Origin of the sequence: Fuerstiella sp., assembly GCA_022447225.1 — a bacterium.
Classification (GTDB): Bacteria; Planctomycetota; Planctomycetia; order Planctomycetales; family Planctomycetaceae; genus S139-18.
In genome coordinates this window covers 64484-89099 of the sequence record JAKVAZ010000006.1, presented here as the reverse complement: position 1 = coordinate 89099, position 24616 = coordinate 64484, and the positions used below count along the sequence as shown (strand labels likewise).

16 protein-coding genes are annotated in these 24616 nt (G+C 54.0%); 8 read left to right on the top strand and 8 right to left on the bottom strand.

The features are described 5' to 3' along the window. Window positions 1-312 precede the first annotated feature (312 nt). Window positions 313-2661, top strand: coding sequence for a PPC domain-containing protein (locus MK110_05010; protein ID MCH2210637.1), 2349 nt, complete (start codon window positions 313-315; stop codon window positions 2659-2661). A gap of 41 nt (window positions 2662-2702) precedes the next feature. Further along, complete coding sequence (locus MK110_05005; protein ID MCH2210636.1) at window positions 2703-5180, top strand: DUF1549 and DUF1553 domain-containing protein; 2478 nt, start codon at window positions 2703-2705, stop codon at window positions 5178-5180. A 473-nt stretch (window positions 5181-5653) separates the two neighbouring features. Here MK110_05005 and MK110_05000 read toward each other — a convergent pair whose 3' ends face one another. The 3 genes from MK110_05000 to MK110_04990 all read right to left on the bottom strand — a co-directional run bounded on the left by MK110_05000 (window position 5654) and on the right by MK110_04990 (window position 9576). Then, a complete protein-coding gene (locus MK110_05000) occupies window positions 5654-5983 on the bottom strand; it encodes an HU family DNA-binding protein (GenBank protein ID MCH2210635.1) in 330 nt (109 codons plus the stop codon). Between the two features lie 131 nt (window positions 5984-6114). Further along, the gene (locus MK110_04995) at window positions 6115-6894 is read right to left on the bottom strand and encodes a gamma-glutamyl-gamma-aminobutyrate hydrolase family protein (GenBank protein MCH2210634.1); all 780 of its coding nucleotides are present in this window, start codon (window positions 6892-6894) and stop codon (window positions 6115-6117) included. A 360-nt stretch (window positions 6895-7254) separates the two neighbouring features. Next, window positions 7255-9576: a hypothetical protein gene (locus MK110_04990; protein MCH2210633.1), complete on the bottom strand. Its 2322-nt coding sequence runs from the start codon at window positions 9574-9576 to the stop codon at window positions 7255-7257. Between the two features lie 467 nt (window positions 9577-10043). Here MK110_04990 and glmS point away from each other — a divergent pair, with 467 nt between their 5' ends. Continuing rightward, window positions 10044-11906 (top strand): glutamine--fructose-6-phosphate transaminase (isomerizing), encoded by a 1863-nt coding sequence (gene glmS / locus MK110_04985; protein ID MCH2210632.1) that lies wholly within the window; start codon window positions 10044-10046, stop codon window positions 11904-11906. Window positions 11907-11964: 58 nt separating this feature from the next. Here the strand turns inward: glmS and MK110_04980 are convergent, their stop codons facing one another. After that, window positions 11965-12549: a hypothetical protein gene (locus MK110_04980; GenBank protein MCH2210631.1), complete on the bottom strand. Its 585-nt coding sequence runs from the start codon at window positions 12547-12549 to the stop codon at window positions 11965-11967. 238 nt (window positions 12550-12787) lie between these two features. On the opposite strand from MK110_04980, the gene MK110_04975 reads away from it, so the two are divergent. The 4 genes from MK110_04975 (at window position 12788) to MK110_04960 (ending at window position 16548) form a co-directional block, all read left to right on the top strand. Further along, window positions 12788-13855, top strand: coding sequence for an Mrp/NBP35 family ATP-binding protein (locus MK110_04975; protein ID MCH2210630.1), 1068 nt, complete (start codon window positions 12788-12790; stop codon window positions 13853-13855). Window positions 13856-13967: 112 nt separating this feature from the next. Next, complete coding sequence (locus tag MK110_04970) at window positions 13968-14384, top strand: SufE family protein (GenBank protein MCH2210629.1); 417 nt, start codon at window positions 13968-13970, stop codon at window positions 14382-14384. Window positions 14385-14398: 14 nt separating this feature from the next. Further along, entirely contained in the window at window positions 14399-15646 is a 1248-nt protein-coding gene (locus tag MK110_04965) for a SufS family cysteine desulfurase (GenBank protein MCH2210628.1), read from the top strand. Window positions 15647-15837: 191 nt separating this feature from the next. Next, complete coding sequence (locus MK110_04960; protein ID MCH2210627.1) at window positions 15838-16548, top strand: DUF1080 domain-containing protein; 711 nt, start codon at window positions 15838-15840, stop codon at window positions 16546-16548. 260 nt (window positions 16549-16808) lie between these two features. Here MK110_04960 and gyrA read toward each other — a convergent pair whose 3' ends face one another. Further along, window positions 16809-19580 (bottom strand): DNA gyrase subunit A, encoded by a 2772-nt coding sequence (gene gyrA / locus MK110_04955; GenBank protein MCH2210626.1) that lies wholly within the window; start codon window positions 19578-19580, stop codon window positions 16809-16811. Between the two features lie 490 nt (window positions 19581-20070). On the opposite strand from gyrA, the gene MK110_04950 reads away from it, so the two are divergent. Next, window positions 20071-21153 (top strand): peptidylprolyl isomerase, encoded by a 1083-nt coding sequence (locus MK110_04950; GenBank protein MCH2210625.1) that lies wholly within the window; start codon window positions 20071-20073, stop codon window positions 21151-21153. Between the two features lie 166 nt (window positions 21154-21319). Here MK110_04950 and aroH read toward each other — a convergent pair whose 3' ends face one another. From aroH to MK110_04935, 3 genes are all read right to left on the bottom strand, one after another. After that, on the bottom strand, window positions 21320-21721 hold the full coding sequence (gene aroH, locus MK110_04945) for a chorismate mutase (protein MCH2210624.1): 402 nt from the start codon (window positions 21719-21721) through the stop codon (window positions 21320-21322). Between the two features lie 70 nt (window positions 21722-21791). Continuing rightward, window positions 21792-23468 (bottom strand): serine/threonine protein kinase, encoded by a 1677-nt coding sequence (locus tag MK110_04940; protein MCH2210623.1) that lies wholly within the window; start codon window positions 23466-23468, stop codon window positions 21792-21794. Window positions 23469-23885: 417 nt separating this feature from the next. Further along, a complete protein-coding gene (locus tag MK110_04935) occupies window positions 23886-24482 on the bottom strand; it encodes a signal peptidase II (protein ID MCH2210622.1) in 597 nt (198 codons plus the stop codon). Between the last annotated feature and the right edge of the window lie 134 nt (window positions 24483-24616).

Genomic DNA, 24616 nt, shown 5'->3' with positions numbered 1-24616 from the left:
ACGCCCCGCAAGCCGTTTCCGGGGTTGGTCAGCATGCGGTCAGCCCGTCACGGAATATGGTCAGCCTGTTCCGGACAACCGTCAGAGTGAAGTTGTCAATTGTTGACCGGTTTTTGTGCCTGACACGAATCACGGCACCGGGCATGCATTCAACTGCGGGGAGGCACCGGTGGTTCTGCGAAATCTGATGCAATGTCGTATCGTGCCTGCTATCATCAGAATGAATAATCCGACCTCTCCGCTAATGTTCCGCGAGACAATGGAAATCCGACGATGTGCTGTTGGTGGCCAGGGTTAACGAATTTGTGGCGAATGTGGAATTCCCGCTCTCCCGTGTGGTCCGTGCCTCTGTTGACGGTCGTGGTGTTGTCTTTGCCGGTAGAGTATCTGGCGGCGGAGATCTTTGTTGAGCGGGTGTTTCCTCCCTGTGTCCGGCGAGGCCACACCGTTCGCGTCACATTTACCGGAAGTGAACTTGGTGGCGCATCGGCGTTGTGGTCGTCTGCAGATTTCGTAAATGCAAAACTGATTGCTGCCGACAGTGACCGGGTGACATTTGACATCCGGACACCGTCGGAGGCCCCGGTGGGCATGTACGGGTTTCGAGTGGCGACGCACAGCGGTCTAAGCAATCTGCATCTGTTTGCCATCGATGATTTGCCGATACGCAGCGAACAGGAGACCGTTCAGGCGGATGCGTTGAATGACCGGCCCGCCCAGGCGCAGCCGGTTTCGCTGCCGGCCGTTGTGGTGGGAACTTCGCGGCAATCGGATCTGGATCATTTCGCCATCAACGTGGAAGCCGGGCAGCGAATTGCCTTTGAAGTGGTCGGAAGTCGACTTGGGAAAGCCTTTGATCCGGTGATCACCATACTTGATGAGCGAGGCCGCGCTGTCAGAACATACGACAATGATCCAGGTTTGTTTTTCGATTTTCGATTTTCCCACACCTTTGAGTCGGCCGGTCGGTACGTTCTTCGTTTGCATGATTCACGGTATTACGGATCCGAACGCTGGACCTACATGCTCAGAATCGGTCGCTTTCCGGAATCGCGGGTTGCCCTTCCGTCAACCGTCCTCCGCCATACCAGACAGTTGGTGTCGTTTCCTGGTTTCGCTGACACGCATCGCGAGGTGTCGTCCGCTGACGCAAATGTCACCGATCGTTTCTATTTTGGATTACGAGGAGCCGAAGACGATGCGCCGGTATGGATCCCCATGCAGATTTCCACATGGCCCAGTACCGTGGAAGCTGAACCAAACGACGATACAAAGACCGCGGCTGCTTCGGACATCCCCGGCAATCTGCACGGCTCGTTCGATGTGCCTGGCGACGAAGACTGGTTTCAGTTCGAGTTACAAAAGGGAACGGTTGTTGAGCTTCGATCTGAAACGCGGGCGATTGGTTCTCCGGCTGATATCGAGCTGGCAGTGTTTGACGCCGATGCGAAGCGACTGACCTCATCCGACGATTCGGATTTTGATGACGCACGACTCACGTTTGAGGCACCGGCGGACGGGACGTTTTATCTGCAGGTGACCGAACTTGTTCGTAAATTCGGCACGCCCTACACCTACCGGGTTGAAGTCGCCACCCGCCGTCCACAGATTTCGGTTTCCGCCGGAACGGCAAGATTGACGATTCCTCGTTCCACTCGTCAGCCTTTGCCGCTCATCGTCCAGCGAACCGATTTTGACGGCCCTATCGAACTGTCGTTACACGGTGCTCCGGCCGGCATGACACTGCACACCTCTGAAATTGCTTCCGAGGCCACTGAGCTGACAACGGCACTGGTTGTTGACGATTCTGTTCCGCCGGGTCTGCATACCATTCGTGTGGTCGCAACCGGCACCGCCGACGAATCATCGGTTTCAGCGGTGGCAGCAACGGCGCCGCTGGTGGACCGTGTGCCCACCGAACGCGGACCTCACGGGGAGGCTTTCGAACTGCGGGAAGACCAGCGTCGTCTTCCTCCAACGGTCAGTGACCGGATCGCCGTGCTGGTGGTTCCTGAGTCACCGTGGGATTTTGAGATTGTGGAACATGACGTTGTGGTTCCTCGTTACATTCAGGCGAATTTCACCATCCGCACAACGCGTCAGTCGGGTTACGATCAACCCGTGACATTTGTTGCCCGTGGAGGCCTGCTGGAACGCGACAGACTTCGGGAGGCGTCTGTGACCAGTTGGATTCCTGAAGCGACTTTGGATGCATCGGAGGTTGTGGGGGTACTCAAATCCGGTGTGGATACACTGCTGAAACGCCATCGCGTGACGGTCACAGGGTCGGCTCGTGACGGGGGACGCTTACTTCATCTGACGCGTACGTTTCAGCTGGAGACCAAATCTGCGTATCGACTGTCCGTGGAAATTCCGGAAATCCAGCTGTCGCCAGGAGGCCGTACGGCCGTGAAAATTGTGTCCCATCGATTGTCACCCTTCGCGGATCAAATCAGTTTGAAGCTGACAGCCACGGACGGAATTCAGGTTCCTGAGATGCTGACGATACTGTCCGGCGAAGATTCGGTGGAATTTGATCTGGTGTTGGACGAGTCAGTCAAGCCAGGTCGGTATTCTGTCAGCGTGACGGGCGACGCCATCATCGGAAAATTTCTGGAACGTGTGGAAGGCGAACCGCTGACTGTGGTTGTGAACGAGTGATTCTTATGTCTCTGTCGGGAAAACAGAATTCCGGAACGCACATGTCACGAATAAAACGTGTTCAGCTAATGGCCTGTCTGGTCTGCATCGTGTTGGGCTGGCTGCCTGGTGTGGAAGCGGGTGCAAAGGCTGATGCGGACCATGCTCGCGTCACTCCGAAATCGATCCATCTTTTTCCGCAGCAGGTGAAGTTGCGATCTTCGGAAGCTCAGAACGTTGTGGTTTCCGGTACATTTGCCGACGGGACCGCAGCCGATCTGACCCGCTCTGCGGTTCTGTCCAGTTCTGACAGCGACGTGGTCAGAATTGACCGTGCAAAACTTGTCCCGGTTGGCAACGGGAAAGCAGAGATCACAGCCGTGGTGGGCCTGTTACAAACCAGTGCACTTGTGGAAGTGACGGAGTTCGGCCATTCACGGCCGGTGGAATTTCGCACGGATGTGATCGGGGCACTCAGCCGTGGTGGTTGTAATCAGGGAGCTTGCCATGGTTCGCCAAAGGGTAAAAACGGATTTCGATTGAGCCTGCGGGGGTTTGATCCGGACGTGGGATATTCGCAGTTGACCAGGGACCTGTATGGTCGCCGAGTCAACACCGGTCACCCGGAGGCCAGTCTGGTGTTACTGAAGGCCACCGGCCAGGTGCCTCATCAGGGGGGGCGGCGATTTGGTCGTGATGATCCGGCGCTGCGGACACTTAAACAATGGATTGAACAGGGATGTCGTGATTCCGATTCACCACGCCGGCTGACCAGGCTGGAGGTGCATCCTTCCACGAGACGTCTGCATGAATCCAGTCCGGACCAGCAGTTGATTGTGCACGCCGGGTTTAGCGATGGAACCGTTCAGGACGTGACTGACTACGCGGTGTTTTCCGCAGCAGAGGACGGAGGTTTGTCAGTGACAGATGACGGGTTTGTGCATTTTGAAAACACGGCGGCCAGCGCCGTACTGGTCCGGTATCTGGACCGTATCGAAACCGTTCCGCTGACTTACATCAGGCACGACCCGGATTTTGAATTTGCATCGCCGCCAGTTAAGAATTTTATCGATGAAAAAGTATTTGCCCGTCAACGTGAGCTGCAGTTGCGTCCTGCTGAACTCGCCAGTGACGGGGTGTTTATGCGACGGGCCTGGCTGGACGTAACCGGAGGAATTCCAGATCCTGAAGAAGTTCGCAGGTTCCTTGACTCTACGGACCCGGACAAGCGGCAGGCGTTGATTGATCAACTGCTTGAGGAACCGGCGTATGCCATGTTTCAGGCGCTGCGATGGGCGGATGTCATGCGCGGTAATCGTGAATCAATCACCGAACGCGGCGTTCATAATTTTCACCGCTACCTGGTTTCCAATTTTGCGGCCGACCGTCCTTTTGTGGAAATCTCTTCGGAGATTCTGAACAGTCTGGGCAACACGATTCACGAACCGGCTGCCAACTTCTATCGCATTTCCCGCACGCCAACCGAGGCGGCCGAATCATTCTCGCAGTTATTTGTGGGAGTCAGAATTCAGTGTGCCAAGTGTCACAATCATCCTTACGAATCGATCAGCCAGCGTGATTATTATGGCCTGGCCGCTTACTTCGCCCGTGTTCAGCTGAAGGGCTATCGATTTGGACTTGATGACGAAACCGTGTTTCTGGGCAAGTCCGGTGATGTCAGGTTTCCTCAAACCGAAGAAACAATGATACCGGCCGCATTTGGTCACGTGGAATCGGATCTGGGTCCGGACGAAGACCGACGTCGGCGGCTTGCTGCCTGGCTGGCTGATCCGAACAATCCTTACTTTGCGCGTTCGGTGGTGAATCGCGTCTGGCAGCACATGATGGGGCAGGGAATCGTGGAGCCTGTGGATGATTTTCGTGATTCTAATCTGCCGTCCAATTCCGAACTGCTGGATGCGCTGTCTCAACACTTTATTGACAACGGGTATCGATTCCGGCCACTGATTCGCACAATTCTGAATTCAAGTACGTACCAGCTGAGTGCCCGGTTGCAGGCGGATCATTCAGCGGACGCCGCCGACGATGAACGCTATTTCACCACGGCTGTGGTGAAGATGTTGCCCGCTGAACAGTTGATTGATGCGATTTCCATGGCCACCGGAATTCCGGAGCAGTTCGGTCGTTATCCACCGGGAACCAGAGCCATTGAACTTGCAGAAGGAGCGATTGATCACCGTTTTCTGCAGGCGTTTACCAAACCAATACGTGATCTGGCCTGTGACTGTGCCCGCGAAACCGACCCGACTCTGGCACAGGTGATGCATTTGATGAACAACGCCGGAATTCTGGACCGGATTGATTCTGCGGAAAGTCGTCTGTCACAGTGGCTGGCCGGTGGTATCAGTGATGTCGCTGTGATTGAATCCCTGTATCTGGCAACGTTGACTCGCCGTCCGACGGATACCGAAATCCTGTTGGCGAATCGCCATATTGCCTCCGCAACAGACCGTGCTGAAGCGTTCCGTGATCTGCAGCACGCGCTGCTCAATTCCAATGAGTTTCTGATCCGCCACTAACCCGGGTGCATCCACGGCATTGACGTCAACGGACTGAGCCAGGCAGTTTCATGATGATGCCGCTCATCCGCTGTGTTTGACCGGGAAATCTGTTCGGGGCTTACCTTCCTGGTTCGGCCGCAGCCATGCTGTTTGGACGGTAGTCCGCTGTGGGTGGATGGCTGTGGGCAGATCCTGAATCTGTGGAGCGGTGAATTGCGTGCATAAAAAAACCGTAAACGTGACCACACGTCTACGGTCATCATCTGAGTTTTATGTTGCGTCTGCCAAGTCCACGCCGCCAGTCGGGCAGAATCTGCACACCTGTGTCTTGCCGTTTGTTCAAACGGTCGACTGCGAGGAAAACCGGTGACTCAGTATTCGAAAAGTAGTCTGAGTTCACATCAACGTTAACTGATTTTCGACACAATAGCTGCGGGTATGGAAACAGCTCAGGAAGCCCGGCAGGACCAGGCTTCGATTGACGAGTGCGATCAAACCATATCTTTCAATGCTTTCAACGGCTGAATCTTGACGACGTTTCGTGCCGGTTTGGCTTTGAAGATGGTTTCTTCTTTGGTGAACGGATTAATTCCTTTACGAGCTTTCGTCGCCGGTTTACGAATGACTTTAACCTTCATCAGGCCCGGAATATTAAACACGCCCGGTCCGCGGCGGCCCAGATTCTTGCCGATCAGGTTGCCAAGTTCGTCGAACACGCTGGCGATTTCTTTTCTGTTCAGGCCCGTTTCTTCGGCCAGACTGTTGAGAATCTGTGTCTTTGTCAGGGCTTTGGCGGGTGCGGCTTTCTTTTTTGCAGCCATTGAAATTCCTTTGAATTTTAAGTGAGGTCCGTCGAAGCCGGGAAGCTATTGATCAGGCATTCGAATGTCAATCCGCCTGCACGACGTCACCAGACTCGAGAGAATACAGAAACAGTTTTATCAACCAGTTGTCATGCGGCAGCTCGACGCATCACAGCCGACATGGGGATCACGTCGATACTTTGTTGAGCCCCTGCAGCATTGATCAGCGATTCAAACATTTGAATGTCCAGTGCGGAGGCAGTTGAACTTTCGGGATGCCACTGGACACCTATGCAGTACCAGTCGTCTGATACCGATTCGTAAGCTTCGATAATTCCGTCAGGACAGGTGGCGCAGACCCGGAACTGAGGTGCCAGTTCGTTGACCGCCATATGATGATGACTGTTCACACGGACTTCACCGGGTCCGAAAATTCGATCGAGACAGGTTTCCGGCACAATTTCCAGAATGTGACGCAGATTCTTTTCGACGGTATCACGGTGGTGCAGTGCACGTGGCACGTCTTCAGGAATATCCGCGTGCAGTGTTCCCCCACACAGAACATTCACTAGTTGCATTCCGGAACCGATGGCCATGATGGGCAGCTTCATTTCGATTGCCAGTTTGACAACGCGACGATCGAATTGTTCGCGGCGTTGAGGCATACAGCGAACGGAGGGATTGTTTTGTAGTCCCATGACCACGGGGTCCAGATCCAGATTGCAGCCGGCCAGAACCAGTCCGCCCAGCTGTTCCAGAGCCATCCGAATATCGTCGTCGTTATCGTAGGGTGGTAACAAAAACGGCAGTCCGCCGGCGCCGATGACGCTGTCATAATAACCGGCATTGAACCAGCTCAGCGCATCTCCGTTATAACGCTGCGGACGAAAGTCTCCGGTAATTCCAATAGTTGGCTTCGTAGAACTCATGACAAACCCTCCCTGGTCAGTTTAAGAATCTGGTAAAATCAGTGCTTAGTGCCGATCAGCGACTATTCACCAATCACCGCCCGTTTTGAGTATGCATCACCCTGTGAAGAAAGTTACCGCAGACTCCATTCTGAGGGATCGCCTCACAGATTTACTCGTGTGAAGCAATCGATACGTCGCCGGATCCTTCCGGCTGTTCAACGAAATCACGCTCGTCAAAAAATTAACACCGGGATGCGTTAAACAAATCAGTTCAACTCCGCTGAACTGATTGCACGGACCCTATCGGAGTGGCAAGGGCCTGTAAAGCAAATCGCTGATTTTGTGTAAAGAACGATTAAAGCTACCACTGATTGTGGTTCACTGCCCGAACGGCACCTTCATATGGCACAGTCGAATGCGTTCACCGGTGCGTGCGTATTCGTCCAGCATGTCTCTGACCGACGGCTGAAATTCGACGCGTTTGTCCGGACCTCTGGCCCGGATTGAAATTTTTCTGTCAGCATTGAAGTTCGGCATATCCGGAGACAGCAGCACCACGCCTCGTTCGGGGGCCGTGACACGGATGCTGTTGTTTTTTTCAAGTTTTGCATCCAGAGTTACATATCGAGAAACCGGGTCGGTGTTGGTTGATGGCATTTCCAGTGTCTGAAATCGTTCCGGAATTGAATCCAGACGTACCCAGTGCCAGCTGAGATCAGTCGAACGCATCATTCGACATTCAATGAGTTCGGGCCACGGATTTCGGTATGTGCTGCTCATCCACTCAAAGATTGACCCCGATTCTTCATAGTAGGATTCAAAGCCCCGGTTCGGATAACGTGCCAGCAGCACGTTGCAGTGTCCTTTGGCACTGTCGATACGACGAAACAGTCGTTTCAGCAGCTTTCCCATTCGTTCATACCAGAATGCCTGTCGTTCTCCCAAAACAATATACCATCCCAGGTCAGCCGAATTGTGAGCGGCCCACTGCAGGTGACGGCGACCGAGACCACCCACCGAGATGACTCCCGCAAAGAGTTCGGCATGACTGGTTGCCATATCCATGGCAATTTCTCCCCCAACGCCATGACCGCCGATGAAGACGCGGTTGTCGTCAATCTGCAGACCGAGTTTGAGATGTCGAATCAACTGCAGCATTCTGCGATGACCGACTGCATCGGCAGTGTAGTCTTCTGAATTTTGTGGCAGGACTTCGGGAACTGCGAGGATAAAACCGAATCGATCTGCCTGATGGGCCCACCACTCAATCGTGTTTCGCAGACTTACGCCCTGGCGGGGAATTGCAATCAGAAGAGGATATTGTCGAGTTGTGGAATATCCCGAAGGTACAATTCCTGTACAACGGATACCGGCTACGGATTCTGCGAGTTCGAAACGACGTCTGCCGTCTTCAGTCGTCTGAAGCGGAACAGAATGCGGGGGAGATAACTGACGTATCAGCGCGGCGACCCTGTCAACACTGAATCCTTCAAGATTCTGCAACCTTCGCGTTAAAGAGCCTCTTCCGCTTTCATTTGATTCTTCCAGCAATACGAAGTCGGCAATTGACTGTCTGATCCGAAACACACCGTGACACTCAGCAAATCCGGTGGTGACTTCGTCCGCTCCCAGCATCCAGCCTGAAACTGCCAGAGCAAGACGTGACTCGGCCGAGGAGGATGGGTCATCAGCCAGCAGTTCCCATGTTGTCAAACGATCGATGTTGTGGACGTCCAGATTGTTGAGCATGGCTGAGACCATCTCCCTGGCCTGTTGACGTTGGTGTCTGTCATCGAACTGGCCGATGGTCTGCTGCAGTGCTGCGGAGGCACTGTCAACACGTCGTTGCAGTGACTCATGGCTGGTGATCAGATTTCGGACGGCCACGCGAACCTGCGGAGTCAAATCGGTTTCGGGGAACCGTCTGGCGTACTGTGCGGCCCGACCAGGCTGTCCGACCATCATTTTTCGTTCAAGTTCTGTCAGAATTCGGGCTGCCGTCTGCTGTCTCAGGTTGCTGCGAACAGTTTCAACCTGGGGTAAAAGATCCGGAAATTCTGCCTCCACGTTGTTCAGAAGGGCAGCCGCAGCATCCACACGTCCTGCATCCATCAGCATTCCGGACATCGTTAATCGAACGCCGCCGTCCTGAAATCCGACTGCCTTTTCCAGCAAACCCGGGTAAAGCACATCATCCGACAGGGCAGACAATGCCATTCCAAACTTCCATTTGTGAGTCAGGCTGGTGACTTCCACCATATTCCTGTTGATTCTGCTGATTCCGACCTGAATGTCCTGAGATCGGTTTCGATCAAACTGAAGTTTCACCACCGCCTCCCCGTTTTTGTCAAACGCGGAGAATTGGGGGACACCGATGCCCTCCGGTATCCGGGCTCTTCCGGGTTTGCGGGGAATCGAGAATTCCAGCGAAGGAATCACTGCGGGGTCTTCAACGGGACGTGCTCCGACTCGGGCCGATACATCATAGTGTCGAAACCCCTGATCGATATGACGCAGTTCGGAAACGTCCTGTCCCCGGGCCGGTTCCAGAGATTTGGTGAGAGACACCATTCCTGCAAGCAGCATTCCGCCAGGAAGTCGGACAGTTCCCGGTACTGGTATTTCACCTGGAGACAGCTGGACTTTCAGTTGTGGGAGCAACAGGACTGCCTGCATCAGCAATGAAAGACAATGTGTCACGGTGAGAGGACCTCCGAAGTGAGCTGCGTCAATCGGCGTCAGCGGCGATGGATGTTCAGTTCTACGAATGACGCAGGGTCAGAATGTATCCGGATCTGCTGCATCTGTCATTTCAAATTCATTTGAGTTGAAATCAGAGCGTTCCGTGATTTTTACGGACGTTCGGTCGACCGGCACAGTCTGCCGGATCACGTCTGCCGGTTGGCAGCAGAACGATTTCAATCGGATGAAAATTCTGTTTTTGACAGTTAGGCCGCTATGATCACACAGTGGAGAACTACAAATCAGTTCAACACTGTTTCGAAAAACACCAGTTTCAATTCAGGTGCATCTGTTCAGATGGCTGCTGGTGTGATCAAAATGATGTGAGTAAGGATTTGAAAAGTACCGGGCGTCGACGTATTCATGCGAATGTGGAGGATTCAGACGCTGGCAGGATATCCTGAGTCAACGAATGGAACGTGGTCATGTGTGGCATCGTGGGGTACGTCGGGTTTCGAGCGGTTTCCGATCTGCTGGTGGAGGGACTTCATCGGCTGGAATATCGAGGCTATGACAGTGCCGGGATCGCCGTTTGCACTGATGGCGAAATTGCCCTGCGCAAGCGGGCAGGACGAGTCGAGGAGCTGTCTCGGCTGCTGGCCGATGAACCACTGAACGGGCACGTCGGAATCGGTCACACGCGATGGGCCACTCACGGTGGCACAACGGATGAGAACTCACACCCGCACATCGGAGGAAGCGGTGAAGTTGCCATTGTGCATAATGGTGTCATCGAAAATTACGACAGCCTGCGAAATCAGCTGCAGCAGGTGGGATATGTTTTTCAGTCACAGACAGATACCGAAGTGGTGGCCCATCTGATTGCTTATCACCTTGACGAACAGACCGGTCTGGGACATTCGTCAGCGGAAATTTCAACCTGCCTGAGAGCCATCGATGCGACGCTGGAACGACTGAACGGGACTTACGGTCTGGGAGTCCTGTTTCGGGATGTGCCGAACACAATCATTGCTGCCCGGTCCGGCAGTCCACTGGTGATCGGGGTTGGTAAAGATGAATACTTTCTGGCCAGCGACGCAAGTCCACTAGTGGGTTATACCCAGGAAGTAGTGTACCTGTCTGACAACGAAGTCGCCGTCATTCAGTCTGATACGCTGCAAATCGAACACAGAAAAACAGGAAACGTACGTCCTTCCATCCAGACTCTGGACCAGGTTTCAGCGGACATTGAACTGGGGGACTATGAACACTACATGCTCAAGGAGATCTACGAACAGCCGCAAGCCATCGAAAATGCTTTGCGCGGTCGACTGGATGACGAGGAAGCAACGGCAGTAATTGGCGGGCTGAATCTGACGGCTCAGCAGCTGCGACGGGTGGATCGAGTGGTACTGACAGCCTGCGGGACCAGCTGGCACGCCGGTTTGGTAGGAGAATATCTTCTGGAAGAATTTGCCCGCCTGCCGACCGAAGTCGAATACGCAAGCGAACTGCGTTATCGCAATCCGCCGATCAATGATCGAACGCTTGTTTTTGCAATCACTCAGAGTGGCGAAACGGCTGATACTCTGGCGGCAATGCGAGAATGTAAACGGAAGGGGCATCCCACGCTGGCGCTCTGCAACGTTGTGGGATCGACGATTGCTCGCGAGGCCGACGGAGGTATTTTTCTGCATGCGGGACCGGAAATCGGGGTTGCCTCAACCAAAGCGTTTACGTCCCAGGTCAGTGTGCTGATCCTGCTGTCGCTGTTTCTGGGGCGAATGCGTCACTTGTCCTATCCGGCCGGCAGACGCATGATTCAACAGTTGAAATCGATGCCTGAAATTATCGAGCAAACGCTGAAGTGTCATGAACAGGTGGAAGCCATTGCCGGCAAATACTTTGGTTTCAATAATTTTTTGTACCTGGGACGGCTCTATAATTTTCCGGTCGCCCTCGAAGGGGCTCTGAAGCTGAAAGAACTCAGCTATATCCATGCGGAAGGGTATCCTGCAGCGGAAATGAAGCACGGTCCCATCGCTCTGGTTGATGAGCAGACGCCGAGTGTATTTGTGATTCCTCGGGGGGGGATCTATCCTAAAGTCGTCAGCAATATGGAAGAAGTCAAGGCTCGTAAGGGGCCGGTGATCGCCATTGCGTGTGAAGGCGATGATGAAGTGACTCGAATCGCGGACGATGTTGTGTTTGTTCCGCCCGTGGATGAACACCTGCAGCCGCTGGTCTGTGCGGTTCCGCTGCAGCTGCTGAGCTACCATATTGCTCTGCTGCGCGGCTGTAATGTCGACCGTCCCAGAAATCTGGCCAAGAGTGTGACAGTGGAGTAGTCAGGGCCGATATGCTGTCCGCATCCGGTTGCACCGGTTCAGCGCAGCCTGTTCCGGTTTACTTTCCAACAAGGAACGCAGCCCGGCGACACCAGTCTGCAATTTGAATGTCGGTCACCGTCTGGTCCATCACGGCCGAAGCACCGGCTTCCAGTAACAGTGGCATCAATGACGCCGAATTTTCAGGGACAGTCAGCAGCACCGGCGGATACGGAGCACACAGTCGGCTCAGCCTTCCCAGAAATAACAGGCAGTCCCGTAACTGCTGACCGGCAATCAGCACCACTCCGGTGACAGATTCCGTCCGGATCTGTTCATAAATTTCCAGTGTTGTCGTAAAACTGTGACAACGGTAATCGACTGCAGCATCCGTCTCCAGTCGGGGTTGTCCGCAGACAGCCGGGATTGATGTTCCGGCAGATCGAACCAGTTCTGTCTGGACTGACGGGGCCCACCACGGGCATGACTCAAGAAAAACGAAGTTTGCCTGATTCCAGCGGGGGACGGAATCTCGCAGAATCTGGTTGAAGTCGGGTTTGGGCGTTGAAATGATTCGTGTCCCGTAATTGCAGCTGTTCGGTGTCGGCATCTTTAGTTGGATTTGCCATTTTAGTGACCGGCACGCGGTCGATGATACAGACATGTCCCTGTTCGTCTGTCATTGGTTTACGGTACAGAACCCTGAGCAGCCTCGGAATCTGCGGTTCCAGCCGGTAATACGGCCGGAATGTGTCATCCCGACTTGGCGAAACGGTCCAGTTCACGGCCGACTGCCGTTGAACTGAAACGCCTGCTGCTTAGGATTGACTTCAGAATCCCTGAGGTACCGATGGGGTGGCCCCGGGGTGTGTTTGTCAACAACAGGAATGATCCAGGTTCTCATGACAACTGCTGAAGAAATCAGATCTGTCGTCGGCCGGATTATTGATCCCGAGCTGGAACGAACACTGGGAGATCTTCGACAGATTCGCGATGTTCAGTGTGACGAGGCGACCGTCACGGTGGACATAGAGCTGTTGACTCCTGCGTATCCTCATCCGGGACGTTTGCAGAAGTCGATTGAAAAACGACTGTCTGATCTGGTGGGCAGTGAGCGGTCGCTGACCGTCAACCTGCATCCCACCGTGCGTGGTAAAGATTCCGGCGGTCGAATCGGACTGAAGGTGCACAATGTGATTGCTGTGGGAAGCGGCAAAGGTGGAGTAGGAAAAAGTACCGTGGCAGCCGCGCTGGCCTGCGGATTGAAATCATTTGGATGTCGTGTGGGCCTGATGGATGCTGATGTATACGGTCCCAGCATCCCGCACATGATGGGTGCCAAAGGACAGCCGGCGGCAAAGGAGATGACGGGACCGGATGGTCAGAAGGTGGTGCGGATTGATCCGATTGATGTCGACGGACTCAAACTGATGTCCATGGGGTTTTTCATGGAACAGGGGCAGTCCGTTGTTTGGCGGGGTCCGATGCTTCACAAGGCTTTGACTCAGTTTCTCAAGGACAGCGACTGGGGAGAACTGGACTACCTTGTCATCGATTTGCCCCCGGGGACCGGTGATGTTTCTCTGACACTCTCACAGCTTATCGGTCTTGCCGGAGCTGTCATCGTTTGTACCCCGCAGCAGGTTGCGCTGCTGGACGCGATCAAAGCGGTGGATATGTATCAGAAAGTTAATGTTCCGGTGCTTGGGTTTGTTGAGAATATGACAGGAGAAATATTTGGAAGGGGAGGCGCCCACAAGGTGGCCGATGAACTTAATGTTCCGTTTTTGGGAGAGATTCCCATTCAGGCGTGCATCCGCGAGCTCAGCGATGCGGGACAAATCCCGAAACTGCTGGAAGAAGACTGTCCGGCCTGCGAGTCACTACGGGATGTCTGCACCAATGTCGCGATGCAGGTGGCCCGCAATCTGATTGACACTCCCTCCGCACCCACCTTGGAGATTCTGTAGCTGTTCTGGACGATGAAGTTTGAGACTCCTGATTTTCTATAATCTCCGGCGACCGTCGGCGAATCCGGTGGAACAGGTTCCTCCGATACAGAATTCCCGTTAGATTCGAATCATGTCGATCGACGAACTCCTGGAAGAATTTGAAGAACTGCTCGACTGGGAAGAACAGTGTGACTTTCTGATTGATCTTGGGTTTGAACTGCCGGAGTTCTCAGTCGTACTGAAAACTGAGGAAAATATTGTCCAAGGATGTCAAAGCCTGGTGTGGCTGGTGGCTGAACCTGAGGTTTCAGACGGTGTTATCGTCGTAAGGATCAGGGCCGACAGTGATTCGATGATCGTGAAGGGATTGATTTCCGTATTGCTGGCGGCGTATTCGGGGAAGACACCGCAGCAGATTCTGGACGTGGACATCGAAGCTTTGTTTGAACGTATGGGGCTTAATCAGCATCTCAGTTCAACCCGTCGCAACGGACTGCACGGAATGGTCCGTCGAATTCGCAGCATTGCTGCGTCGAACTGTGCCTGAACGCAGAAAACTCAATGACCGAAATCACTCCCTCGCCGTTTGATGCTGAATCTGTCCGCAGCCAGTTCCCTGTTTTGAACCGGGAACTCAAACAGGGACGTCCGGTATTTCTTGACAGCGCGGCTTCAGCTCAAAAACCGTGTGCGGTGATCGCCAAGGAACGTGAAGTCGAAGAACAGTATTTTGCAAATGCCTACCGCGGTCGATACAGCTTTGGGGCGAGAATCGATCAAGAGCTGGAAGCGTCGCGAAAAAAAATAGCGAGTTTCATTGGAGCGGCCTCCGGATCGCAGATCGCATTTACTGCGGGAACCACGCTTGGTCTGAATCAGGTCGCGTTTGGCTGGGGACGGGGCCGACTTCGGGCGGGGGATGAAATCGTGGTTACCCCCATGGAACACCACGCGAATTTTGTGCCTTGGCAGCAACTGGCCAGGCAGACCGGTGCCACACTGAAAATGCTTCCCTTGTCCGACGACGGGCAGCTGGATGTGACAGCGTTCGATCAGGTGATCAGCAGACGAACAAAAATCGTGGCAGTCTGCAGCATGTCCAATGTGCTGGGGACAGTGAATCCGATCGCCGAGATTGCTCAGCGGGCTCATCATGCGGGAGCGATCCTGGTCGCTGACGGAGCTCAGAGTGTTCCCCACTGTTCTACAGATGTCACAGCCGACGATGTGGACTTTTTAGTGTTCAGCGGCCACAAGATCTACGGCCCGACAGGTGTGGGTGTCATTTACGGGCGTGCGGACCGCCTTGAAGAAATAGAGCCGATTGTGTTTGGGGGACATATGATCAGCCACGTTGCCGCGGATCATTCGGAATGGGCGGAGACTCCGGCACGACTCGAAGCTGGTACACTGCCCATTGTTCAGGCGATTGCCTTGGGTACGGCAGTGGACTGGGTGACTCAGACGGGGCTGGAATCGATTCACGTCCACGAACAGTCTCTGCTGCAGGAGGCCACCCGACGCTTAATGCAGATTCCCGGAATGACGATCTATGGACCGCAACCCGAATACAAAGGGGCCATTATCGCCTTTCGGATTGAAAATCTGCATCCGGAAGACCTGGCAGCTATGTTGGATCGTTGCGGGGTGTTCACCCGGCACGGTCATCACTGCACCATGCCACTGCACGAGCTTCTGGGGGTCACGGCCACAACGCGAGCCAGCTTTGCGGCTTACAATACGATGGAAGACGTGGATAAGCTGGTCGATGCGATTCAGTTTGCCCGCAAGAAGCTGCGTCTTGTGTAGTTACCTGAGAAAAAGGATCCGCTCAGCGCACTGATGCACCAATCGATGCTGGTATGTGTGACGGCAGGCACAGACGTTTTTCGTCTGTAACTTTCAGCCCGAACGGTTGTGTTTTTGACGTGGGACCCTCAGCCCGGTACAAAGCGGGCTGAGGTGTCTGAAATCGAATGACCTGGTCAGGATGTGATCTCATGCCAATTGCTGCCTGGATTCTGCTCATGGCTGCCGCCTTGATTTCCAGCGTTACAGAACTGCCGGCTCAGGAGAATGCTGCCCCGGCACAGCCTGATGCTGCTTCTGCCGATACGAAAGAAAATCAGAAAGACTGGAAGCCTCTGTTCAGCGGCAAAGATCTGAAGGACTGGAAGGTCACAAACTTTGGCGGCGAAGGTGAGGTTGAGGTTGGCCCCCGGGGAGAACTCATTATTCATCGGGGAGTTGACCTGTCCGGGATCACGTCCAGGCGAAAAGATTTGCCTACGACTAATTACGAAGTGGAATTCGAGGCTCAGCGCGCCAAAGGGACTGACTTTTTTGTTGGCTACACGTTTCCGGTTGGCGACAGTGCCTGCAGCCTGGTGCTGGGAGGCTGGGGGGGAGGCGTCTGCGGAATTTCCAGCCTGGATTTCATGGACGCTTCCGACAACGAAACTACTTCCTACCGGGATTTCACTCGAGGCAAATGGTACAAGGTGCGTGTCCGCGTGACTGACAGCCACGTTAAAGCCTGGCTGGGCAAATGGAATATCGCAGATGTCGAACGAGCGCTTTATAAAATCGACGTCAGGTTTGAAATGGAAATCTCAAAGCCCATGGGATTTGCTACCTACCAGACCGTTGCCAAGGTACGCAATGCCCGAATTCGCACTTTGAGTGCAGACGAGGTTGATGCAGACGACTGACAACTCCGTGATTCGTTGTTTCCGATTGACTCGCTGGTGTTATGTTTGGCCGTGGCACTACTGAGTTTTGACACAGCGGACTTAGTACGGATTTCGAATCCGGTCTGAACCGGGCAGGTGCGCGTCGTTGGATCTGTGTTGATGTTTGACAGCCGTTGTACGGTGCCTGAATAAAACCGGGCACCGGCAGGTTTGATGAATTTTGTCCGGCTGAGCGTCGATAGGTGCATTCGGTTTTGTTGACAGGCCGGAATCTGAGCTTACGACTGGTTGTCGGTGTCTTCCGCCGGCGGTTCCGGATTTGGAGCAGCCGGATCGGATGATGCCTGAGACTCTTGCGGCGGATCCTGTGGCTCGGGCGGAACCGCTGAGTCAGAGGCGGAATCGACTTTGAGAGACGCGGTCGCCTGTTCTTCGACGACATCCCCGGCGATGACTGCGCAGGAGACCAATGAATCACCGGAATCCAGCCGAATGACACGAACCCCCTGAGTGTTACGGCCGATCGTACTAATCTCCGATGCTCTGAGACGCTGAATCTTTCCCTTGGATGTGATCATGAGTACTTCATCGTCGTCGGTAACGGACAGTACGTCCACCACTTTGCCGTTGCGGCTGGTGGTTTTGATGTCCCGCAGGCCTTTGCCGCCCCGCTTTTGACGGCGGTACTGAGCGCTGCTGCTGACTGTTGTATCCCCGTTCGATTCTTCATCGTCTCCGGAGCTGATTCCGGTACCGAACGGTGTCCGTTTGCCGAATCCAAGTTCACAGACAGTTAACAGTGTGCGTTCTGCCTGGGCAACAACCATGCCGACGACGTACTCGTCGGATCCCAGACTGATCCCCTTGACCCCGCGAGTCGCACGACCCATGGGGCGTGCATCCTCGTGACTAAACCGAATGGACATTCCGCCGGAGGTACTCAGGACAACGTCCTGATCACCTTCCAGAATTCGAACATCAATCAGTTCGTCATCGTCGTCCAGCCGGATAGCGATAATGCCGCCTTTCATCGGCCGGCCGTAGGCAGACAAAGACGTCTTTTTGACGATCCCCTGACGCGTGGCGATCATCAGAAATTTGTCTTCGGGGAACTCCCGGACATTGAAACAGTTTGCCACGCCTTCACCCTCTTCCAGGGTGATCACATTCGCGAGTGCCCGGCCCCGGGCCGTACGTCCCTGAAGCGGCAGGTCATAAACCTTGAGCCAGTGCACTTTGCCCCGGTCGGTGAAGAACAGCAGGAAATCGTGGGTGCTGGATACAAACAAATGTTCGATCGGGTCTTCGCTGTCGGACTGTGCTCCCCGGATTCCTTTGCCGCCTCGGCGCTGTGACTCGTAGGTGCCAAGCGGTGTTCGCTTGATGTAACCGCGCTGCGACAGGGTGACTACCATTGGTTCTTCGGTAATCAGAGCTTCCTTGTCGTAGTCTCCAAGTTCTTCCTGAGAAATTTCCGTCCGTCGTTTGTCCGGAAACTTAACCTTGAGTTCCTCCATGTCTTTGCGAATTTCGGCGCGAATATTGGCTTCGGAAGACAGCAGGTGGACATAATCCGCGATGTTTTCCAGCAATTCCCGATGTTCCCCCTGCAGTTTTTCGTGTTCAAGGTTGGCAAGAGAACCCAGCTGCATGGAAACGATGGCTTCCGTCTGATTGGTCGACAGGAAGTATTCTGCAGCTTCCCCCTGCTCACGCCGGTATTCTTCATAACCGTCTGTGCCTAAAGCCCGGGCCACCATTTCTGACGGAATGGGAATCGCCTGCAGAGCGATCCTCGCCTCAACCCGGCTCGCCGCACTGCGAATGGTCTGAATCACACGGTCGATGTCGACCTGTGCCATCAGCAGGCCTTCAACGGTGTGCTTTCGCTTGCGGGCTTCTTTCAGCAGGAATTCGGTGCGACGACGAATTACGTCAATACGGTGCCGCAGGAAAGCGTCCAGCAGGGAGCGAATATTCATCAGTTGCGGACGGCTTCCGTCCAGTGCCAGATGAATCATGCTGACTGTCGTTTGCAGCGGTGAAAATTGATACAGCTGATTCAGAACGACGTCGCGGTCTGCATCCTTTTTAAGAACAATGTGCAGGTGCACTTGCCAGGCCGGCACGTTGCGGTCGGTGAGATCGACAATTCTGGAAATCCCTTTGATCCGCTCATCTCGCACCAGCAGTTCCAGCTTTTCGCGAATGCGGTCGCGCGTCTCCTGATACGGAATTTCCGTAACAACAATGACGTCACTTTTCTTTTCGGTTTCGAAGTGGGTTTTGGCTCGAAGAGTAATCGTCGAGCGACCGGTCATGTAAGCCTGCCGAACACCCATCCGTCCGCAGATGATTCCGCCGGTGGGGAAATCGGGTCCCGGAAGGACTTCCTGAATCTCATCAACCGAACAGTCCGGGTTGTCGATCAGTCGAATGACTGCATCACAGACCTCGCCCATATTGTGCGGGGGGATACTGGTCGCCATTCCGACCGCAATCCCGTTTGACCCGTTGACAAGTAAGTTGGGAAAACGCGCCGGGAGAACGACCGGCTCAAAACTGTCGTTGTCGTAGGTTGGCGTGAAATCAACCGTGTCACGATTAATATCGCGGAGCATTTCCACTGCCGCACCGGACAGGCGAGCTTCCGTATATCGCATGGCCGCAGGCGGCAGGCCCGCCAGTGAGCCAAAATTTCCCTGCTTATCAACAAGGACTTCACGCATGGCCCATTCCTGAGCCATCCGGACGAGTGTTGGATAAATCGTGGTCTCGCCGTGCGGGTGATAATTGCCGCTGGTATCACCGGCAATTTTTGCGCATTTCTTTCTCCCGCCGCCCGGAGTCAGATTCAAATCGTTCATTGCAACAAGAATTCGTCGCTGCGACGGTTTGAGACCGTCACGCGCATCCGGCAGCGCACGACTGACAATGACACTCATGGCGTAGGTGAGATAACTGGTTCGCATCTCATCCTGGACGTCCGTGCGATGGACACGAACGGGATCCGGCACCGAAATCCCGCCTGCTGGATCGTCAGTAGACAATCTGGTCACTCCCTGGAAATCTGCCTGTTCAGCAGCACTACAGAATGGAAACCCGCCCGGACATACGGGACGTGGTTGCGGAGTCAGATCATTCGTGATGAACGAGGCTCAGCCGATCGCACATCTGTACTGCCTCCTGCCTGAAAAGAGCGTCGTAACTCTCGATTTTGAAACAGGTTGCAGAAAATCCGGCCACTTGACCAATCATAGCAGATCACAGCCGGTTCACAATCCAGCAGACCTGCCAAAACAGCTGCTGGAAACACAACTTGACGCGATTTGTAGAATACTCTTATAACTTGATCCTTGCTTCGTAGCTGAGTGACTCAAGCCGGTGTTTTTTGCCGGTCCTGTCCCCTCAAGAATCTCTCCACCGGCCATCCTGGCCACTTTCTCTCCGTGCTATTCTCAACGTAAAGGACGACCCAGCTGTATCATGCGCAGGCAATTCCTCGCTGATGCTGTTTGTTCGGTTTCAGGAGCTACTGTCATGGATGACAAGAACACCCGGACGAATGCTATGCAGGATCGGAATCCTGTTCCCGGATCCGGTTCTGACCGCAAAAACCGTCGCCCTGCGTCCGTGATGGTGGCGGGTACTTTGATCGCAAGTCTTGCCGTGGGTGTGGGCGTTCAGCTGTTGCGGGCTCAGCCGGACTCCACGACGAAGGCCGTACCGGATTCTCGGGTTTCCACCGACAGTGAACTCTCAAGACCTGCGGCTAAAGTCAACGGTGAAGTCATTACCGGAGAACAGCTGGCACGGGAATGCATACATCAGTTTGGAGGTGAAGTCCTAGATGGTCTCATCAGTCGTAAAATCATTCAGCAGGAATGTGCCGAACACGGCGTTCAGGTGACAGATGCGGAGGTTCATGCTGAAGTGCTCCGCCTGAGTAAACACGCGGGGCTTCCGGCGGATCAGTGGTACAAATTCATTGAATCGGAACGCGGACTGAATGCACTGCAGTATCGTCGTGATGTGGTGTGGCCGCTACTCGCTCTGAAGAGAATTGCCGGGCGAGAGGTTGAAATTACCCGCGAAATGTTGAAAGAAGCGTACATTGACAATTACGGCCCCAGGGTCATCGCTCGTATGATCATGTTCGATAAACTCAGACGGGCCCAGGAGGTTGTTGCGGAAATCAAGAAACACCCGGAGAACTTTGAAGATTTTGCACGCGAACATTCCGTCGAGCCGAACAGTCGGTCTCTGGGAGGAAAAATTCCGCCGATCCGGATGTATTCAGGGGCCCATGAAGAGATTCGCAGAACCGCATTCCGGATGAAGGAAATTGGTGAGATTTCCGGACTGCTTCAGGTCGGGCGTAGTGAGTATGTCATATTGCAGTACGAAGGCAGGACGGAACCTGTCGAACACGACCGAAATGATGTGCATGCGATTCTGCACAGCGAACTTGTAGAGCGTGAGGTGCAGACGCTGGTGGCTGAGACATTCGATACTCTCAGGAAAGATGCCAAAGTTTTTAATTATCTCACTGGTGCAACCACCAATCCAATTAAACAGACCGCAGCCGTCAGCTCCGACCGGGTTCTGTCCGCCGCTGACTAGTTCGGTCTGATGTCACCTCATTCAGCGGATGATCGGGACAACTGTTTCGGAAACCCGATTCGGAAAGAACACCGGGTATGCCCAGAGTTGCCGGTGCGTAAGCCAATGCAAGGTGTACTCCGGGGACTGACCGTGCGTTTCGCTCGACAGGCGATATTGTCTTTGGCTACTGGGCACTGTTCATATCCGGACGCAGCTTTTGAGCTTCGCGCAGATAGACATGTTCGATTTCGGCAGTGCTGCGTTCTGTGTTGACATGCAGCAGCACACGGATACAGCGAGGCATTGAACCCTGTACGGGTATTTCCTGAGCACACAGCAGAGGGACCAGGGTCATTCCGATGTGTCGAGCGGCTTCTGCCGGAAACGTTGACCGAAGGTCTTCTGTCGTCGTGAAGATGGCAGAAATGACGTGATCATAATCCTCGATTCGGTTTCGCTTCAGGATCTGTTCGATCAGTTCCTGGGTCGCTTCACGAATTAGTTCCGGATCGTCTTTGGTCACAGACGTCGCGCCGCGAATGCCTCGAACCGCCATTCTTTTCTCCTGTTCGGGTTTAAGCGTCATTCTCAGGAACCTCCGGTGTGTGGCAAGGGTTGCAACAATCCGGTGGCGGGATTCTCAGAATCCGAAGATCTCACTTGTCTGCGGTTTCACGCTGTATCTGTTTTTTCAGGTGAAGGCAGTAGGATATTTCCGAAGCAACGTCGGGATCGTCGTGATAAAGCTGCATAACGGAATCCAGCAGAGAAACCGCTGTCTCAGCCAGATTGGGGTCATTCAGTGCCAGACTGGCTTCGTCGATAGCCGTTTTTAAAAGTTTGTGGCGACCTCGGATACTCGTGTCCTGTTTCCACTGTTCGAGTGTTTGCAGAATAAACCTGTGTAGGAACCGGTCATGTTCGGAGTTTTCGGTCAGAGCTGCCACGGCACTCAGATCAGCACGGGCCAGCGTCACGTTCCCGTGCGCGAAATCATCAAATGCCTGCCGAGTCAGACGCTGAAGTTCCAGATCCCTGGTTCCGTCAATCGGTGCCATGTGTTTGAGGTTACGACAGAACTCGTACTGGTCGGCGTTGCGAATCATCTGTTTAATTTCCGCGACTCGTTTGGGAACCGCATCCGTATCCAGCAGCTCCTGAAGGTTATCGCGTTCGCGGATCCATTCGGACGTGGGTTTTCCGGACATGACTGTTGCTGCTTTCTCAAAACGTTCCTCTGCCGTGAGAGTTGCGTTTGTCCAGAAATAATATCCCAGGCCAAGCACCATCAGTAGAAGACCAGTCAGCACCCAAGTGTTGTTAAAGATACGAGCCGGAAGTGATTTTTCCAGTTGTGATGTTACTTCCTCACGCATGATATCCCGTACGAGTGTTGCCGGGCCAGGCCGCTGCATCATCTGATCATCCGCCATTGATTCAGATGGCTGTGCTGGTGGACTCGTAACATCGTTAAGACTCTGTCGTTCCTCAAGTTCCTGCTGCTCTGCAAAAGCGATCCGAGAACGGACCTGTTCAAGCTTGCGACTCAGAACCAGAGCATTGGGGGTTCGTTTGTCAGGTTGTTTTTCCAGCAGCTGACAGACAAGTTCTTCAAAGAGTCGAGGAATTTCGGGTACGTAGTGCCGAGGCTTTTCAATTTGTGCAAACTGCTGTTTATGCAGGATCTCAGTGGCATTCCGGCCGGTGAACGGTGGTCGTCCTGTCAGCATGGCGTACATCACGGCTCCAAGTGAATACAGGTCACTTCTCTGGGTTGCCCGCAGTCCTCGAGCCTGTTCCGGTGACATATACTCCGCCGTGCCTACCACGCCTCCTGTTCGAGTCAGACGTGTGGTGGCAAACATGTGTGCAACACCGAAGTCCGTCAGCTTCACGGATCCGTCCGCAGTGATCATCAGGTTCGACGGCTTAATGTCACGGTGCACCACTCCCGCATCGTGTGCTGCTTTGAGAGCCGCGGCAATCTGTAAAGCAATGTCCGAGACTTCGGTCCACGGTAGCTTCTGACGAATCGTAATCAGATTGGTGAGTGTTTCACCTTCGATGAATTCCATGGCGTAGTACCATGAACCGTCCTCGGTCGATCCGTCATCAAACAGTTCCACAATATGGCGGCTGTTTAGTTTTCTGAGAGCCTGGATCTCACGTGAGAATCGTTCAACGAAGCCCCCCTCACGAGCCAGTGTTGCGGGCAAGACTTTCACTGCCGTTATTTGTCCGGTCTCTGTGTGCGTCCCTAAATAGACGTTCCCCATACCACCGGAGCCGATTTTTCGCTCGATGTGATAGGGGCCGATGCGATCCGGATACATCCCATAGTTCCTGTGGAGCTTTTCGTGCGGATTCGGCGCTGCTGTGTCCCTGCCGACCCCACTTGAGCCGCCGGAATTCGATTTCTCGCCAGCCCCGCTTCTCTATGAGAGTAACAGAATGGACGGGCGGCAAAGTTTTTTCACGTATTTTTGGCAGCATATTGTCAGAACTTCGGCGTTTGAAATCCCAGATCCCCTGTTGTAGAGACGTTTGGTACGGCTGCTGTGAGCCGTGTCCGCAGCACGCTGGCTGCGTTTCTTACGTTGCTGTCAACCGGTCAGAGGACACCGCCCTGTGTACGGGATGACGGTCGAGGTCCGACGGACTAAGGCGACTGCCTATGCTGTCGGTGACGCCGAAATACGCACCATGGCCAATGAGTCCGAAGCGTCGGGGTTTTGATTCCTGTTCAGATATCAACCCGGAGTTGGCACTTTCGGATCGCCGTCACCGGACATGCTGAATGGGTCCTGATCGACCTCGGCTGCTATCGACGGGGGCGGTGTCATAATTGACTGCAGCATCAGCATCACCGCACCGGTGACCAGACAGACATCAGCCACATTGAATATGGCCCAGTCGAACGAACCGAGACGAAAATCCAAAAAATCACGTACACCAAAAACGGTGTTGCCGTCGGAGTCCTGGAGTCCGTGCATCCCGAGGCGGTCATAAAGATTGCCGAGAGTTCCCCCGGACACCACGGCCAGAGCGGTTGTCAGCCATATACTCTGACAGCCCTGTCTCCAAAACAGCCAGTACAAAATTCCCGCCACGGCCGCGACGCTCAAAGCTGCGAACCACAAAGAAAGTCCCTGCCCGACTCCCCACAAAGCTCCCTGGTTGATGCTGGTGAACAGCCGAAATTTCAACCAGCCATCCATCAGCCAGTCCGTACCGGTATGCACACGCAACTGCCGAAATGCAATCGATTTGGAGACAAGATCCAGAGACACAGCGAACGATGACAGAAGTCCGTACAGGATTACTCGACTGACGGGAACGTGATTCATTAACGCATGATCTCCTGTTCGGCACGGGCCTCATATTGGATGCAGTGACGTGCACAGGGAATCACCTGTAGACGTAGGTTCGGGGCCCTTCCGGTTCGGACCTGCGTCATACCTGAAGTGACGTGAAGCTGTTT